Source organism: Bacillus tequilensis KCTC 13622 (assembly GCF_000507145.1).
Lineage (GTDB): Bacteria > Bacillota > Bacilli > Bacillales > Bacillaceae > Bacillus > Bacillus tequilensis.
The window spans coordinates 1-16,587 of the sequence record NZ_AYTO01000017.1 but is presented as its reverse complement, the minus strand read 5'-3'; the positions used below and the strand labels follow the sequence as shown (position 1 = coordinate 16,587).

Here is a 16,587-nt window from a genome sequence, read left to right as displayed (position 1 = left end):
CTATTATAGCACGTATTGCTGATCATTATTCAACTATTAAACGAATTAATTGAGAAATTCCTGTGTCAAGGAGGGCAAAAAAGATAATAAAAAAGATAACTGTTGAAATCACCGTAATGGTATAACGCGTTAACTCTTTTCCTTTAGGCCAGCTTACCTTTTTCATTTCTTTCCCAACATCTTTAAAGAATCTCATAATACGCATGTAAAAGACCTCCACAATTTAAAAGCGCAAACACTATTTTGTCTCAAGATGAGCTGTATGTGAATTGCAAGTATTGCAGTATTTCTTTACTTCTAATCGCTCAGCCGCTGATGCAGAGCTCTTCATTGTCGTATAATTACGGTTTCCGCATGTTTTGCACGCTAACGTAATCTTTTTTCTCATGTCATTACACCTTTTTCTAAATAGACATTAGTTCTTATCTTTAGTAACATATCATAGTCAGAAAAATACTGTCAATATTACATAAATCCCTATTATAAACTGATTTCACGAATTTCCAAGTACTTCTCCAGCTTGCGTTTCACACGCTGAAGGGCATTGTCGATCGATTTCACATGGCGATTCAGCTCATCGGAAATCTCTTGATAACTTCTACCATCGAGATATAGGACAAGTACTTTTCTCTCTAAATCACTTAATAGTTCTCCCATTTTCATTTCAATATCATCGAATTCTTCTTGATTGATAATCATTTCCTCTGGATTTAAGGTTTTCGCTCCTGAAATGACATCAAGCAGCGTTCGGTCTGATTCTTCATCAAAAATCGGTTTATCTAATGAGACGTAGGAATTCAAAGGAATATGTTTCTGGCGAGTAGCTGTCTTTATTGCGGTAATAATTTGGCGGGTGATACATAACTCTGCGAAAGCTTTGAATGAGGTAAGCTTGTCCTCTTTGAAGTCACGAATAGACTTATAGAGGCCTATCATACCTTCCTGAACAATATCCTCTCTGTCCGCTCCTATTAAAAAATAGGATCTTGCTTTAGCGCGAACAAAGTTTCGGTACTTCGTAATCAAGTAATCTAACGCATCACTGTCCCCAACATGAACCTTTTCAATGACCTGCTCGTCCTCCAACTGGCAAAACTGCTCTTTATTGAGTTTTCCCTTGCTGTTCTGTAGATTCACTCCGATCCCCCCGGCGCACGTAGATAGAAATATTATACAGTATTGGGCAAAAAAGCGTCAACTTAATCTAATTCCCCGCGTCTCCACTTTTCAAACGTTTTCAAAACCTCTTCCGATAAAGCAATTTTACCCGCCGGCTTTTCGGAAGTGATTTTTCTTACCCGTCTCTCTATTCGCCTTTCAATCGCCTCTACCTCTCTCAAAAGCTCCCGGGCCGATTTTCGCAATGCCCCCTGTCCGAAAATCGCCCACTGCTCAGTGTAGTCAGAGGTTGCAACATGTATTTGAGTCGCAATATTATTCAAAGCCTGAGCAAGCTTTTCAATCCGCTCATCAGCCGTCTCATTTTCTTTTGTAAAAATCACTTCAACCCTGTGGTTGGTCTGTTTTTTCTCAAGCCCTTTAACGAGATGCGCGTCAAAAACAACAATTACCCTGTTTCCTGTATACGATTGATATTCCGCCATTTTCTGAATCAGTACGTCTCTCGCCTCTTCAAAACTGTTCGCTTTTAAATCCTTCAGCTGCGGCCAGGCTCCAATCATGTTGTATCCGTCTACTAACAGGATATCCATGGGTCTTTATTCCCCCAGAGGGTTTCGTTTCCGGTAAACTTCATACATCAAAAGACCAGCCGCAACAGATGCATTCAGTGAAGTTACCTTCCCGGCCATCGGGAGATTAATGAGAAAATCACACTTTTCTTTAATAAGGCGGCCCATGCCTTTTCCTTCGCTTCCGATGACTAAAGCCAGGGGCATATTGCCGTCCATATTGCGGTAATCCTCACGCGCGGATGCGTCCGTTCCGACAACCCAGATACCACGCTCTTTCATGTCTTCCAACGTCCGCGCCAAATTGGTGACTCTTACTACAGGAATATGCTCAATTGCCCCTGTTGAAGCTTTTGCCACTGTTGTCGTCAGTCCGACAGCTCTCCGCTTTGGAATCACGATGCCATGGGCGCCGGCCGCATCAGCCGTTCTCATAATGGAACCGAGGTTATGAGGGTCTTCAAGCTCGTCCAGAATGAGGAAGAAAGGCTGTTCATTTCTTTCTTCGGCTGCTTTATATAAATCGTCCAGTTCTGCATATTCATACGCAGCAACCTGTGCCACTACGCCTTGATGCTGCCCTGTCACCATTTGATCGAGTTTTTTTCTCGGGACATACTGAATTGTGATACCCTGCTTTTTCGCAAGCTCAATCACCTGCTGCGCTTGTCCCTTTACAGTGTTTTCCGCCATCCACAGCTTATACAGCTTCCGATCTGATTTTAACGTCTCAATCACTGCATTTTTCCCTATGACGTAATCATGTTGCTGACTCATTTGTTTTCCTCCCTGACGTCCCAAATTGTATAGCTTCGGCAACGAGCTGACTAAGTCTTTCCTCTTTTTTCTCTAGAAAAAGATAGCCCAGCACCGCTTCAAATGCTGTACTATAGCGGTACGTCTGAACATCTGTATTTTTAGGTGTTGTTCCCGACTTGGCATTTCTGCCTCTTTTCAGCACCGCTTCCTCTTCTTCTGTAAAAAATGATTGATCCTGCAGATAAAATAGGATCTGAGCCTGTGATTTTGCCGAAACGATCCGGCTTGATTTCTTATGAAGATCATTTGGTTTGGTAAAACCCTGCTTAAGCAGGTGATGCCTTACATACACTTCAAAAATGGCATCACCTATATAAGCAAGCGCAAGACCGTTAAGCTGCTTTGAGTCTTTTATCGTTTCAAAATCAAGCATTCGTTATTCTCCCCGTTTCCAGCGAGTGCCTTGAGCAGTATCTTCAAGAATGATATTCATGCTTTTCAGCTGGTCGCGGATCTGGTCTGACAATGCAAAATCGCGATTCCGCCGCGCTTCGTTTCTTTTTTCGATTAAGTCTTCAATCTCTTGATCGAGAAGTTCCTGCTCACCCAATGAAAAACCGAGAACAGACACAATGCGGTCAAACATCTCGATAAATGCCTTAATCACATGATCTGCCGTATGGTCTTTCTGAAGATAATAATTGGCATGCTTCGCTAAGTCGAACAAGACAGAAATGGCATTCGCCGTATTAAAGTCATCGTCCATCGCTTCTTCGAATGCTTTGCGGTGCTCTTCTATTTTCTCCAGCCATTGATCGTCATCTTCCGTTAAATTCGTACTGCTGTTCAGACGGTGCTGAAGGTTGCTGTACGCTGTTTTTAAGCGGTTAAACGCGCTTTTCGTATTCTCCAGAAGCTCTTCTGAATAGTTAATCGGATGGCGATAATGAACAGAAAGCATAAAGAATCTCAAAAGCTGCGGATCATGCTGTTTAATAATGTCATGCACAAGCACAAAATTGCCCAGTGACTTTGACATTTTTTCATTATCAATATTGATATAGCCATTATGGAGCCAGTACTTCGCAAACGTTTTGCCTGTCAGCGCTTCTGATTGCGCAATTTCGTTTTCATGGTGAGGGAAGGTTAAATCCTGTCCGCCAGCATGGATATCAATTTGGTCACCCAAATACTTTTTCACCATCGCTGAGCACTCAATGTGCCAGCCCGGTCGTCCTTTGCCCCAAGGGCTATCCCAAGAAATTTCTCCTTCTTTCGCCGCTTTCCACAATGCAAAATCAAGAGCATCTTCTTTTTTCTCGCCGACTCGGATGCGTGCACCTGATCTCAGTTCATCAATTGATTGCTGAGAAAGCTTTCCGTACCCTTCAAATGCTCTTGTTTTAAAATAAACGTCACCTTCTGATTCATAGGCGTAACCCTTTTTCACGAGCTGATCGACGAATTCGATAATAGCATCCATGTTTTCCATCACTCGCGGGTGAAGGTCGGCTTTTCGGCAGCCAAGCGCACCTACATCTTCAAAATATGCATTAATAAAACGCTCTGAAATGGCAGGCACATCCTCACCAAGCTCATTTGCCGCTTTAATTAATTTATCGTCTACGTCTGTGAAGTTAGAGACATACTGCACATCATAGCCTTTATACTCCAGATAGTTTCGAACCGTATCGTATACGATAGCCGGACGCGCATTCCCGATGTGAATGTAATTGTAAACTGTCGGTCCGCATACGTACATTTTCACTTTTCCCTCTTCAAGCGGAACAAACGTTTCTTTCTGTCTAGTCAATGTATTATAAAGTGTGATTGTCATTTTTGATTGATCCTTTCTTTTCTGTCTTCAAGTTCTGCCTTCAGCTCTAAAATCTGCTGTTCCAAAGACTTAAAGCGATCAGCAACCGGATCGGGCAAATCCTGATGGTTTAAATCGCGTCTTACTTTTTTTCCATTTTGTACAACAACCCGCCCAGGGATGCCGACAACTGTTGAAAAATCAGGAACATCATGCAGCACGACTGAGCCAGCACCAATCTTTGAGCCTTCACCGACCGTAATAGAACCGAGCACTTTAGCACCTGTGGCTATCAATGCGTCATCTTTAATCGTTGGATGCCTTTTTCCCTTTTCTTTCCCCGTTCCCCCGAGGGTAACCCCCTGAAAAACGGTTACGTTATTGCCGATTTCGCATGTCTCCCCAATGACAACCCCCATGCCGTGGTCTATAAAAAATCTGCTCCCGATTGTAGCACCAGGGTGGATTTCGATCCCGGTAAAAAATCGGCTTACCTGAGATATAAGGCGTGCAAGGAAATAAAATTTTCGTTTATATAAAGCATGTGCAATCCGATGCGACCATATAGCATGTAAACCGGAATAAGTTAAAATCACTTCAAAATAGCTTCTTGCTGCAGGATCTTGATCGAACACAGTATCAATGTCTTCTTTGAGCATTCTAAAAAACACATGCTTCCCCCCATTTCTCTATCTGATTTCCTCTTTGCCCAATAAAAAAAGCGCCTCTGCATGTAAACATGACAGAGACGCTTTAACCGCGCGGTTCCACTCTGTTTGAAAAGCAGATTTCTGCTTTTCCAACTTCAGCCTGTAACGACGGCAGCCGCCTTTGAATACTGATTCCGAAAAATGTTCTTCAAAGGTCTTAAGGGCGCACTTCTAAAACCCGGCTCATGGATCTCTCTCAGCCAACGAAGATCCTTTCTGTAAAGGCCTGAAGCTTTATACTCTTCCCTGTCAACAATCATCTATTTAGATGTTTTTTAAACGCTGAATCGCAGTCTCTTTACCGATCAATTCAATTGATTGCGGCAGTTCCGGACCGTGAGTTTGCCCTGTTACAGCAACACGGATCGGCATAAACAGTTTTTTCCCTTTATGGCCAGTTTCTTTCTGCACTGCTTTGATCGATGCTTTGATGTTATCCGGAGTAAACTCCTCAAGCTCTTCAAGCTTCGCAGCGAATGTGCTGAGCACTTCAGGAACCTGTTCCTCTTCCAGAACAGCTTTTGCTTCTTGATTATACTCGATCTCATCCGTAAAGAACAAATCAGTCAGCTCAACAATTTCCGCACCGTAGCTTAGCTGCTCATGATACAGGGAAATCAGTTTGCGAACCCATTCTTGTTTCTCAGCAGAAAGCTCAGTGCCAACTTTGCCGGCTTTTTGCAAATGCGGAAGCGTCAGTTCAACAACCTGATCAAGATCCAGCTTCTTCACATATTGGTTGTTAACCCATTTTAGCTTATGCATATCAAACAAAGCTGGTGATTTAGATAAACGGTTTACATCAAAAATTTCAATAAACTGCTCTTTTGTGAAAAGCTCTTCTTCTCCAACCGGTGACCAGCCCAGCAGGCCGATAAAGTTGAACAGCGCTTCTGGCAGGTAGCCAAGCTCTTCGTATTGCTCGATGAATTGAATAATGGATTCATCACGTTTGCTGAGCTTTTTGCGGCTTTCATTTACAATCAGCGTCATGTGTCCGAACTGAGGAACATCCCATCCGAATGCTTGATAAATCATAATTTGTTTCGGTGTGTTAGAAATATGATCCTCACCGCGCAGCACGTGTGTCATTTTCATTAAGTAGTCATCAATCGCTACTGCGAAGTTGTAAGTCGGCGTTCCATCCTTTTTCACAATAACAAAGTCGCCAATGCCATCTGATTCGAAAGAAATTTCACCTTTTACGATATCGTTGAAGGCAATGACTTTTCCTTCCGGCACGCGGAACCGAATACTCGGCTTTCTGCCTTCAGCGATAAATTTCTCCTGTTCTTCCGGAGTCAGGTCTCTATGTTTTCCGGAATAACGCGGCATTTCTCCGCGGGCAATTTGCTCTTCACGCTCTTTTTCCAGTTCTTCTTCCGTACAATAACATTTATAAGCAAGCCCTTTTTCAAGAAGCTCTTCATAGTATACTTTATAGATATCGTTACGCTCTGACTGACGGTATGGGCCGTACTCACCGCCGACATCCACACTCTCATCCCAGTCAATACCAAGCCATTTCAGATAATTCAGCTGGCTTTGTTCTCCGCCCTCAATGTTGCGCTTTTTATCAGTGTCCTCAACACGAATAATAAACTTACCGCCTTGATTGCGGGCAAATAAATAGTTAAAAAGCGCCGTTCTGGCATTTCCAATATGCAAATGTCCGGTTGGACTCGGTGCATAACGGACGCGTACTTCGTTTCCCATTTTCAAATACTTCCTTTCATGTCATCTATGGCCTCTGGCTAAATGTATGAATCTATTCTACCACCAAATAGACCCCGCATCAAAACAAGTTAGCTTTTTTGTATCAGTACTGTCGCCTGAGCCGCTATTCCTTCCGCCCGGCCTGTAAAGCCTAGCTTTTCTGTCGTTGTTGCTTTTACATTCACTTGAGAAACATCCGCCTCAAGACCATCAGCGATTCTTTTTCTCATATCTTCTATGTACGGCAGCATCTTCGGCTTTTGTGCAATGATGGTGCAGTCAATGTTTCCAAGGACATAACCCTTCTGTTTCACAATCCCCCAGACGTGCTGAAGTAATTTGAAAGAATCTGCGTCCTTGAACTCAGGATCAGTATCAGGAAAATGCTTGCCGATGTCGCCTTCTCCCACAGCTCCAAGACAGGCGTCAGCGACCGTATGCAGCAATACGTCTGCATCAGAATGGCCGAGCAGCCCTTTTTCATAAGGGATTTCAATTCCGCCAATAATCAGAGGGCGGCCCTCCGCTAATTGATGCACATCAAATCCTTGTCCAATTCTAAACATGTTTATTCCCACTTTCTGATTCCATGATAGCTTCAGCTGACATCAAATCGTCTGGCGTTGTCAGCTTAATATTCGTATAGCTGCCTTCTACAACACGGACCGAACCGCCTTCCATCTGTTCCACGAGGCTGGCGTCATCCGTCCCTAAAAATCCTTTATGCTCCGCCTCAGCATGAGCCTGCATCAATAAAGAAAGACGAAAAGCTTGTGGCGTTTGGACAGCCCACAAGCTTGAACGTTCAATCGTCTCACTGACTTTTAAAGCTTGAACACGTTTAATCGTATCTTTTACCGGGACAGCGAGGATGGCCGCTCCTGTCTGCTCCGCTTCAGCGATCAGTTCGTCAATTTGTGCATGCTTTATAAAAGGGCGTGCCCCGTCGTGAACAAGGACAATCTTTTCTTGTTTTACGGCTTTCAGCCCTTTATAAACACTGTGCTGGCGTTCATCTCCGCCTGCCACAAGCTCAATAGCGGTTTGAAACGGATAATCGGACAGCAGTTGCTGAAATTGCTCCCGCTCCTGCTCGTTAATCACCAAAATGATTTTTTCGCACGGCCCGTGATTGTCAAACACTCTCAACGTGTGAATGATCACCGGGTCTCCTTTTAGCTCAATGAACAGTTTATTTCTCCCTGCCTTCATCCGTTTCCCCTGTCCGGCTGCAGGAATGACCACATCATAATGCATTGTTTTTTCTCCCTTTACAGCGCCTTCTCCAACAGCTTGGGCTTAGCAAAAATCATTCGTCCCGCTGCTGTCTGCAGCACACTTGTAACGAGCACATCAATATGCTTGCCGATATAATTGCGTCCTTCTTCAACGACAATCATCGTACCGTCATCCAAGTAGGCAACTCCCTGATTATGCTCTTTCCCATCCTTAATGACCTGAACATTCATTTCCTCGCCAGGAAGCACAACAGGCTTGACCGCATTGGCAAGGTCATTAATGTTTAATACTGCTACCTTCTGAAGCTCGCATACTTTATTTAAATTAAAATCATTCGTTACGACGACCCCGGATGTCAGCTTAGCAAGTTTGACAAGCTTGCTGTCCACCTCCTGAATATCTTCAAAGTCGCCTTCATAAATCTCAACTTCAATATCTAATTCTTTCTGAATACGGTTCAGGATATCAAGACCGCGTCGTCCTCTGTTCCGTTTCAAAACATCTGAAGAATCAGCAATATGCTGCAATTCCTCAAGGACAAACTGCGGAATGACGATAACTCCTTCTAAAAAACCTGTCTGGCAAATATCTGCTATTCTCCCATCAATAATAACACTAGTGTCCAAAATTTTCAGCTTCTTGTCCTGAACCTCATGTTCTTCATCGCCTGTTCCTTTTTTCTTTTGCATCCTGCCGGAAATAGAAAACAGGCTGATCAATTCATCCTTTTTCTTAAAGCCCACTTGGAAGCCGAGATAACCGAGGAAGAAAGCCAAAAATACAGGGATAATTGTGCTGAATATACGATAAGGTATATTGTCTAAAGGAATAACATTTACGATAAGATAAGCAATTATAAGTCCAAAAACCAAGCCAAGACTTCCAAATAACAAATCTGGAACCGGCGCTTTTAACAATGAATCCTCTATCCACTTCACCCAGTTCACAACGTATTCTGTACCCCATATACTGATGAGAAAAAAGATAATTGCCCCTATTGCAGCAGACGTATATGCGTTTGTTAATAAAGGTATGTCCTGTATACTTAACAGTACAAACAATTCAGGTATTAAAAATATACCAACAACGCCGCCAAAGATAATGAAGAACGCCTGAACTATTCGTTTTAACATACCCCCCACCTCCTTTTTAAACATTTTTATTTCATAAAGTTTTATGCATCCTACGAATATCAGAATAAACAAAAACCAACATTAATATACCCGTATTTCATAAGGTTTTAACCGAAATCACAGCTGTCGGTCTAAATAATGCTTTTCTTGCAGTCGTTTTAATCCTTTTTTGATTTTTTGGGCTCGTACTTCACCGATTCCCTCTACTTCATCTAATTCTTCTGCACTCGCCTCAATAATCCTTGGAAGGACTCCAAATGCTTCTACCACATTTTCAACAATCGGCATCGGGAGACGCGGTATCTTATTTAACAGCCTGTATCCTCTAGGCAAGACATAATCATCAAGATTTGTAGAAGCCGGATAACCGAGCAGCTTATAAACAATGGAATCATCCAGCAGATCATAACTGGACATATCCTGAAGCTCTTTCAAGAGAACAAACGGATCTTTAATCTTTTCTTTCACATAATCCTTAATAAATAAAGCGGCCTCTTCTTCCATATCTGTAATCAGTTCGATGACCTGCAGCTTAATCAAATGACCTTCTGTCCCCAATTCCCTAATATACATGTTAATTTCATTTTTGATTCTCAATACCATTTCGTAACGGTGCATCACTGACAGAACGTCGCTGAATGTAACGAGTTCCTCAAACTCTAATGCATTCAGTGCATTAATGGTTTTGTCCAGAATCGTTTTATATTTTTCAAGAGTTTGAATGGCTTGGTTCGCTTTTGTTAAGATAAACCCTATGTCTTTTAGTGTATACTTCATGCTTTCCTGATATAACGTTATAACATTTCTTCTTTCAGAAATTGCGATCACGAGGCAGCCCGTCTGCTTAGCTACTCTTTCGGCAGTGCGGTGCCTCATTCCTGTTTCCGACGAAGAAATTGTGGCTTCAGGCATCAGCTGTGTATTGGCGTATAGGATCTTTTGACCAGAATCACTTAAAATAATCGCCCCATCCATTTTAGCCAGCTCATATAAATGCGCCGGAGAAAAAGCAGTGTTAATGTGGAAACCGCCATCCACGACTTCTTTCACTTTATCATTATATCCAAGCACAATCAGACCGCCTGTATTTGCTCTCAGTACATTTTCAATTCCGGCTCTGAGCGGAGTACCCGGAGCAACAAACTGCAATATAGATGACAGGTCTAACTCGTGTTTCGCCCCTTTTTTCTCTTTTTCCATCTATTATCCTCCTAATGAAGTACGAAGCGCCTCTGCAACATTTGCTACTCCGATAACCTCAATCCCTTTTGGTTTTGTCCATCCATCCAGATTTGCCCCGGGTATGATCATGCGCTTAAAACCAAGCTTAGCCGCTTCTTTCACACGCTGTTCAATTCTTGAAACCCGCCGGACTTCTCCGGTTAATCCCACTTCTCCTATAAAACAATCTGCAGGATTTGGAGGTGTATCTCTAAAGCTTGATGCGATGCTGATCGCAATGGCAAGATCAATTGCCGGTTCATCAAGCTTAACGCCGCCAGCCACTTTTAAATAAGCATCCTGGTTTTGCAGCAGCAGCCCCACTCTTTTTTCTAACACAGCCATTAACAGTGACACTCTGTTATGGTCTATTCCCGTTGCCATGCGCCGCGGATTGCCGAAGCTTGTTGGCGAGATGAGCGCCTGGATTTCTACGAGAATCGGTCTTGTACCTTCCATAGAAGCGGTTATGCTTGAGCCTGCAGATCCCGCTGAGCGTTCTTCTAAGAAAATCTCTGAAGGATTCAAAACCTCTGTGAGCCCCTCTTCACGCATTTCAAAAATGCCCATTTCATTAGTAGAACCAAAACGGTTTTTCACAGCCCGTAAAATACGGAAAGTATGGTGACGTTCCCCTTCAAAATATAAAACTGTGTCAACCATATGCTCCAACAGTCTCGGCCCTGCAATAGACCCTTCTTTCGTCACATGCCCTACGATAAAAATCGGGACGCCTTTTGTTTTTGCAATCTTCATCAGTTCAGCCGTACATTCTCTGACTTGTGATACACTGCCCGGAGCTGATGTGATATCGCTTTGGTAAACCGTTTGAATAGAGTCTACAACGACAAACGCTGGATTCATCTCTTCTATAGCAGACGAAATATACTCCATATCGGTTTCAGATAAAACATGCAGTGATGGATTATTAATGCCGAGGCGGTCTGCTCTCAGTTTTGTTTGTTTCACTGATTCTTCCCCTGAAATATACAGGACACTGTTTGAGGAATCTGATAATTGAGCGGAAACCTGCAGTAATAATGTTGACTTTCCGATACCAGGATCGCCGCCGATTAAAACGAGTGAGCCTTTCACGACGCCTCCGCCAAGCACTCTGTTAAACTCGCCAAGCTGGGTTTTCACCCGGGGTTCTTCTGATGTTTCAATTGATGTAATAGGTGAAGGTTTCTGTACAGTTTGAACAGAATGAGAAAAAGCCGCTCTCCGATTAGCCGGCGCTTTTTTAATCATTTCTTCCACCATTGTATTCCAAGCACCGCAGCCCGGACATTTCCCCATCCATTTTGGAGACTCGTAACCGCAGGATTGGCAGATGAATTTCGATTTTGTTTTAGCCATATATTGTGTAAGACCTCTCCCTTGTTCTATTTCTTGATATGAAAGTGAGGCATACACTTACATGCTGTATGCCTCATTTCCGTCTTCTATATTAATTCGTTTTAGCAGTCGTTTTTACGACAAATTCGCCATCTTCTACGTCAAGAACAATATGCTGTCCTTTATGAATATTTCCTCTGAGAAGTTCTTCGGATAAACGGTCCTCAACATGCTTTTGAATCGCTCTTCTTAACGGACGGGCACCGTATTCCAAGTCAACACCCTCTTCCGCGACTTTCGCTTTTGCGGCATCTGTCAACTCGATAGAAAGATCCTGTTCTTTCAGGCGTTTCGTTAATTGGTCAGACATCAATGACACGATTTCAGTAAGGTGTTTCTTCTCAAGTGAATGGAAGACAATAATTTCATCAATCCGGTTGATAAACTCCGGTCTGAACGCGCGTTTCAATTCACCCATCACTTTATCTTTCATGTCTTTATGATTCTGCGTCTCATCCTGAACATTAAAGCCGACATACTTATTGCGTTTCAGCTCACTTGCCCCGACGTTTGACGTCATAATCAGAATGGTATTGCGAAAATCGACTGTACGTCCTTTAGAATCAGTCAATCGCCCGTCTTCAAGAACTTGCAGGAGGATATTGAAGACATCAGGGTGCGCTTTCTCAATCTCATCAAGAAGCACGACAGAGTAAGGTTTTCTTCTGACTTTCTCTGTTAACTGGCCGCCTTCATCGTATCCCACATATCCCGGAGGTGAACCGACAAGCCTTGAAGTTGAGTGTTTTTCCATGTATTCAGACATATCGATTCTGATCATCGATTCTTCATCGCCGAAAATGGATTCAGCAAGTGCCCGCGCAAGCTCTGTTTTACCTACACCTGTAGGGCCTAAGAAAATGAATGAGCCGATTGGACGTTTCGGGTCCTTTAATCCTGCTCTTGCACGTCTGACTGCTTTTGCAACAGCTACAACTGCTTCATCCTGGCCGATGACACGGGAGTGAAGAATGCTCTCCATATTGAGAAGCTTATCGGTTTCAGTTTGGGCGATTTTAGATACAGGCACCCCAGTCCAGCTGGATACAACCATCGCAATATCGTCAACAGTAACCTCAGAGTTCTCCTGCCCTTGCTTCTCTTTCCATGATTTCTTCGTATCCTCTACTTGTTCGCGCAGGCGCTGCTCAGTATCACGCAAGGAAGCCGCTTTTTCAAACTCTTGGCTTTGTACGGCTGCATCCTTCTCTTTACGAACCTCATCAAGCTTCTGTTCAAGCTCTTTTAAGTTAGGAGGCGTTGTAAAGGAGCGCAGTCTCACCTTTGAACCCGCTTCATCAATCAAGTCAATGGCTTTGTCCGGAAGGAAGCGGTCAGAAATATATCTGTCAGAAAGCTTAACCGCAGCTTCAATCGCATCATCCGTAATGGAGACGCGGTGGTGAGCCTCGTATCGGTCACGCAAGCCTTTTAAAATTTGAATACTTTCATCTGCAGATGGCTGATCAACCTGAATTGGCTGAAAACGGCGTTCCAACGCTGCATCTTTTTCAATATATTTACGGTACTCATCAAGAGTTGTCGCTCCAATACACTGAAGTTCACCGCGAGCAAGTGAAGGTTTTAAAATGTTAGATGCATCAATGGCACCTTCTGCTCCGCCCGCTCCGATTAATGTGTGGAGCTCATCGATGAATAGAATGATGTTTCCTGCCTGACGAATTTCGTCCATGACCTTCTTTAGGCGATCCTCAAATTCTCCGCGGTATTTTGTGCCGGCAACAACTGTTCCCATATCTAATGTCATCACGCGTTTATCACGCAAAATTTCGGGAACTTCGTTATTGATAATCTGCTGTGCTAACCCTTCAGCAATTGCCGTTTTACCTACACCTGGTTCTCCAATAAGAACAGGGTTGTTTTTCGTTCTGCGGCTTAACACTTCAATGACACGCTGGATTTCCTTGCTTCTGCCGATAACAGGATCAAGACTGTCTTCCTTCGCAATAGCAGTTAAATCTCTTGCCAAGCTATCAAGCGTAGGCGTATTCGCATTGCTGTTTGTTCCTGCAGCTGATGAACCTGTTTCATTGCTTCCAAGAAGCTGAAGCACTTGCTGTCTTGCTTTATTTAAGCTGACACCGAGATTATTCAGAACTCTTGCAGCAACACCTTCTCCTTCACGAATCAGACCAAGAAGAATATGTTCCGTACCAACATAAGAATGACCGAGTTTTCTTGCTTCATCCATTGAAAGCTCAATGACTTTTTTGGCTCTTGGAGTATAATGAATCGTTTGAGACATTTCCTGCCCGCGCCCGATTAAACTTTCAACTTCTTTTTGAATTTTATCTGAACCAAGACCAAGCGCTTGAAGAGCTTTAGCAGCAATTCCTTCTCCTTCTCGTACCAGACCTAATAAAATATGCTCAGTGCCAATATTATTATGGCCTAAACGGAGTGCTTCTTCCTGTGCAAGCGCCAGTACTTTCTGAGCTCGTTCTGTAAATCTTCCAAACATCATATCGATTCATCCTCCTGTCTTTTCCCATTCATTTCTAAGTGAAGCCGTTCTCTGATGAGAGCCGCTCTTCGAATGTCCCTTTCGTTCGGACGCAAAGCGCCTCCCGAGTACTGCTGTAAAAATCCTGGCTGTGTCAAAATCATTAATTCGTTAAGTATGTTGCTTGAAAGTCCTTTAATAATGCCTAGGTCTATGCCTAACCGGACATCTGAAAGGCACTTTGCAGTTTCCTTTGATTCTATCATCCGGCAATTGGACAAGACCCCATAAGACCGATACACCTTATCCTCAAGTTCAATTTTAGAAGTTTGATAAAGCGCTTCTCGGGCAGAGCGTTCTTGTTCAATCAGTTGGGCAGCCACACTGTTAAGGTCATCCACAATATCCTGCTCTGACTTACCAAGCGTGATCTGATTTGAAATTTGAAAGATATTCCCTACTGCTTCGCTGCCTTCCCCATAAATTCCTCTAACAACTAAGCCTAATTGATTAATTGCTGGTATAATTCGATTTATTTGCCTAGTTAAAACCAGTGCCGGCAAATGCATCATGACTGAAGCCCTTAATCCCGTACCTATATTTGTAGGACAGCTGGTTAAATATCCTCTTTGCTCATTGAATGCATAATCAACCTTTTCTTCAATCCAGTCGTCGACCTGGTTTGCAGCTTTCATTGCCTCTAAAAGCTGAAATCCAGGAAAAAGACATTGAATTCTAATATGATCCTCTTCATTTAGCATAATGCTTACTTCCTCGTTTTCAGAAAGCAAACAGCCGCCAAAAGGAGATTCCGTCAGATTTGGGCTGATTAGATGCTTTTCAACAAGGACACGCTTTTCTAAGGGCTGTACATCATTCATTCTGATCAAAACGAATTTGCCGATTCCGGGAATTTCTTGGTCTGAAAACTGATCTTCAAATTGCTGAATGATGGATGAGGCTTCTTCATTGGAAAACCGCGTAGGGAATCGTATATGTTCAAAGTTCCTGGCTAAACGTATGCGGCTGCTGAGTACAATGTCACTTTCAGGTCCTTTCCGCTTCATCCAACTGCTTAGTGCGTCCTGAATAAAATGCTTTAGCGACATTACCCCTGTTCCTCCTCACTGTCTGTACTTTTGAGTGATTGTTCTAATGATCGAATTTGATCTCTCACATGAGCTGCGTTTTCAAATTCTTCTTGATGGATTAAGGATTCTAATTCTTTTTTCAGCATATCAATCTGCCGTCTGACATGAAGGTTGCCGCCTATTCGTTTCGGTATTTTCCCGGCATGCACAGTGTTTCCGCTGTGCACTTTACGTAAGATAGGTGTAATGTTGTTATGAAATGTTTTATAACATTCAGAACATCCAAAACGGCCGATTTTTCTAAATTGCTGAAAAGTCATTCCGCATTTCGGACATGCTGATATTTGCTCCGAGTGACTGAACATTTGAGATCCTGCATTTTTTTGGAATGAAGAATCCATGTTCAGCAGACCCGAAAGTAAATTATGAATAGAGAAACCTTGATTTGCACTTATACCATATGAATCACTATTTTCTTTGGCACATTGTTCACAAATATGAACTTCTATTTTTTCTCCATTAACAACCTTTGTAAAGTGAAAAGTGGCTGGTCTCTCGTGGCACTCTTGACAAATCAATCTTTTCACCCGCTTATTTTAATTTTAAAGAAGTCAGCATAGCCTTCATCATTCTCGCTCTTAATTCATCACGTTCAGGCAAGTCAATGTGTAAAACTGAGCGGTCCATCACGCTGACCATCATTTTTGCTTCTCTTTCTGATATCACTTTGTCTTCTAATAGCCTTAAAATAATGTCGTCAGAGGCTGCTTGAGACAAATGAGTATTAATTCGAGAAATTATATTATTGATCAGGACAACTTCATTGTTCATTCTAATTTTAATGATTCGAATGTAACCGCCGCCCCCGCGTTTGCTCTCAACAATATATCCTCTTTCGCTTGTAAATCTGGTGTTGATGACATAATTTATTTGGGAAGGAACGCATTGAAATTTATCAGCAATCTCACTTCGTTTAATCTCTAAAATTTCCTTGCCATTTTGATCTAACACTCGTTTTAAATATTGTTCAATGATGTCAGAAATATTATGTCCCACTCAACCCCCTCCTTTACTGACTTTGACTATATTTGACTTTAATCTTACTATAAGACGTTTCCGAAAAATTTTCAACTTTCTCGCTCTATCCTTTATTATTTCCATTTTTCCAGTCCATAAAACGTGATTTCCGATTGAAAATTCTGTGTAAAGTTATTATATTATACAGCTGAATGAAATTTTATGATACTAAATACAAAAAAGGGCAGCTCACATGAGCTGCCCTTTTTCAATTGCTTGGCGGCGTCCTACTCTCACAGGGGGAAACCCCCGACTACCATCGGCGCTGAAGA

Annotated in this window: 18 protein-coding genes and 1 other annotated feature; all 18 genes read right to left on the bottom strand. The window is 42.6% G+C overall.

The features are described from left to right. Window positions 1-25: 25 nt before the first annotated feature. The 18 genes from secE to ctsR all read right to left on the bottom strand — a co-directional run bounded on the left by secE (window position 26) and on the right by ctsR (window position 16,294). Window positions 26-205: a preprotein translocase subunit SecE gene (secE, locus tag V756_RS0106900; protein ID WP_010327716.1), complete on the bottom strand. Its 180-nt coding sequence runs from the start codon at window positions 203-205 to the stop codon at window positions 26-28. 33 nt (window positions 206-238) lie between these two features. Next, window positions 239-388 carry a 50S ribosomal protein L33 gene (rpmG, locus tag V756_RS01000000122005; RefSeq protein WP_032681880.1) on the bottom strand — a complete coding sequence of 50 codons (150 nt, stop codon included), beginning with the start codon at window positions 386-388 and terminating at the stop codon, window positions 239-241. A gap of 92 nt (window positions 389-480) precedes the next feature. After that, entirely contained in the window at window positions 481-1,137 is a 657-nt protein-coding gene (gene sigH / locus V756_RS0106895; RefSeq protein ID WP_024714039.1) for an RNA polymerase sporulation sigma factor SigH, read from the bottom strand. Between the two features lie 62 nt (window positions 1,138-1,199). Then, the gene (gene rae1 / locus V756_RS0106890; RefSeq protein WP_024714038.1) at window positions 1,200-1,712 is read right to left on the bottom strand and encodes a ribosome-dependent mRNA decay endonuclease Rae1/YacP; all 513 of its coding nucleotides are present in this window, start codon (window positions 1,710-1,712) and stop codon (window positions 1,200-1,202) included. 6 nt (window positions 1,713-1,718) lie between these two features. After that, entirely contained in the window at window positions 1,719-2,468 is a 750-nt protein-coding gene (gene rlmB, locus V756_RS0106885; RefSeq protein ID WP_024714037.1) for a 23S rRNA (guanosine(2251)-2'-O)-methyltransferase RlmB, read from the bottom strand. Continuing rightward, window positions 2,452-2,883 carry a mini-ribonuclease 3 gene (locus tag V756_RS0106880; RefSeq protein ID WP_024714036.1) on the bottom strand — a complete coding sequence of 144 codons (432 nt, stop codon included), beginning with the start codon at window positions 2,881-2,883 and terminating at the stop codon, window positions 2,452-2,454. Before V756_RS0106880 ends, rlmB begins: the two co-directional genes overlap by 17 nt. A gap of 3 nt (window positions 2,884-2,886) precedes the next feature. Further along, window positions 2,887-4,287 carry a cysteine--tRNA ligase gene (cysS, locus tag V756_RS0106875; RefSeq protein ID WP_024714035.1) on the bottom strand — a complete coding sequence of 467 codons (1,401 nt, stop codon included), beginning with the start codon at window positions 4,285-4,287 and terminating at the stop codon, window positions 2,887-2,889. Next, window positions 4,284-4,937, bottom strand: a complete 654-nt coding sequence (cysE, locus tag V756_RS0106870) for a serine O-acetyltransferase (RefSeq protein ID WP_024714034.1) — start codon at window positions 4,935-4,937, stop codon at window positions 4,284-4,286. Before cysE ends, cysS begins: the two co-directional genes overlap by 4 nt. 70 nt (window positions 4,938-5,007) lie before the next feature. Beyond that, window positions 5,008-5,238 (bottom strand) — a binding site (T-box leader). A gap of 2 nt (window positions 5,239-5,240) precedes the next feature. Continuing rightward, a complete protein-coding gene (gene gltX / locus V756_RS0106855) occupies window positions 5,241-6,692 on the bottom strand; it encodes a glutamate--tRNA ligase (RefSeq protein WP_024714033.1) in 1,452 nt (483 codons plus the stop codon). Between the two features lie 89 nt (window positions 6,693-6,781). Then, a complete protein-coding gene (gene ispF, locus V756_RS0106850) occupies window positions 6,782-7,258 on the bottom strand; it encodes a 2-C-methyl-D-erythritol 2,4-cyclodiphosphate synthase (RefSeq protein ID WP_024714032.1) in 477 nt (158 codons plus the stop codon). After that, entirely contained in the window at window positions 7,251-7,949 is a 699-nt protein-coding gene (ispD, locus tag V756_RS0106845) for a 2-C-methyl-D-erythritol 4-phosphate cytidylyltransferase (protein WP_024714031.1), read from the bottom strand. The genes ispF and ispD overlap by 8 nt, the downstream gene beginning before the upstream one ends. A gap of 14 nt (window positions 7,950-7,963) precedes the next feature. Continuing rightward, window positions 7,964-9,064 (bottom strand): PIN/TRAM domain-containing protein, encoded by a 1,101-nt coding sequence (locus V756_RS0106840; RefSeq protein WP_024714030.1) that lies wholly within the window; start codon window positions 9,062-9,064, stop codon window positions 7,964-7,966. 117 nt (window positions 9,065-9,181) lie between these two features. Beyond that, window positions 9,182-10,264 carry a DNA integrity scanning diadenylate cyclase DisA gene (disA, locus tag V756_RS0106835; RefSeq protein WP_024714029.1) on the bottom strand — a complete coding sequence of 361 codons (1,083 nt, stop codon included), beginning with the start codon at window positions 10,262-10,264 and terminating at the stop codon, window positions 9,182-9,184. A 3-nt stretch (window positions 10,265-10,267) separates the two neighbouring features. Beyond that, window positions 10,268-11,644: a DNA repair protein RadA gene (radA, locus tag V756_RS0106830; protein WP_024714028.1), complete on the bottom strand. Its 1,377-nt coding sequence runs from the start codon at window positions 11,642-11,644 to the stop codon at window positions 10,268-10,270. 91 nt (window positions 11,645-11,735) lie between these two features. Beyond that, a complete protein-coding gene (gene clpC, locus V756_RS0106825) occupies window positions 11,736-14,168 on the bottom strand; it encodes an ATP-dependent protease ATP-binding subunit ClpC (RefSeq protein ID WP_024714027.1) in 2,433 nt (810 codons plus the stop codon). After that, on the bottom strand, window positions 14,165-15,256 hold the full coding sequence (mcsB, locus tag V756_RS0106820; RefSeq protein WP_024714026.1) for a protein-arginine kinase McsB: 1,092 nt from the start codon (window positions 15,254-15,256) through the stop codon (window positions 14,165-14,167). Before mcsB ends, clpC begins: the two co-directional genes overlap by 4 nt. Beyond that, on the bottom strand, window positions 15,256-15,816 hold the full coding sequence (gene mcsA / locus V756_RS0106815) for a protein-arginine kinase activator protein McsA (protein ID WP_024714025.1): 561 nt from the start codon (window positions 15,814-15,816) through the stop codon (window positions 15,256-15,258). Before mcsA ends, mcsB begins: the two co-directional genes overlap by 1 nt. Window positions 15,817-15,829: 13 nt before the next feature. After that, window positions 15,830-16,294 carry a transcriptional regulator CtsR gene (ctsR, locus tag V756_RS0106810; RefSeq protein ID WP_024714024.1) on the bottom strand — a complete coding sequence of 155 codons (465 nt, stop codon included), beginning with the start codon at window positions 16,292-16,294 and terminating at the stop codon, window positions 15,830-15,832. Window positions 16,295-16,587 lie beyond the last annotated feature (293 nt).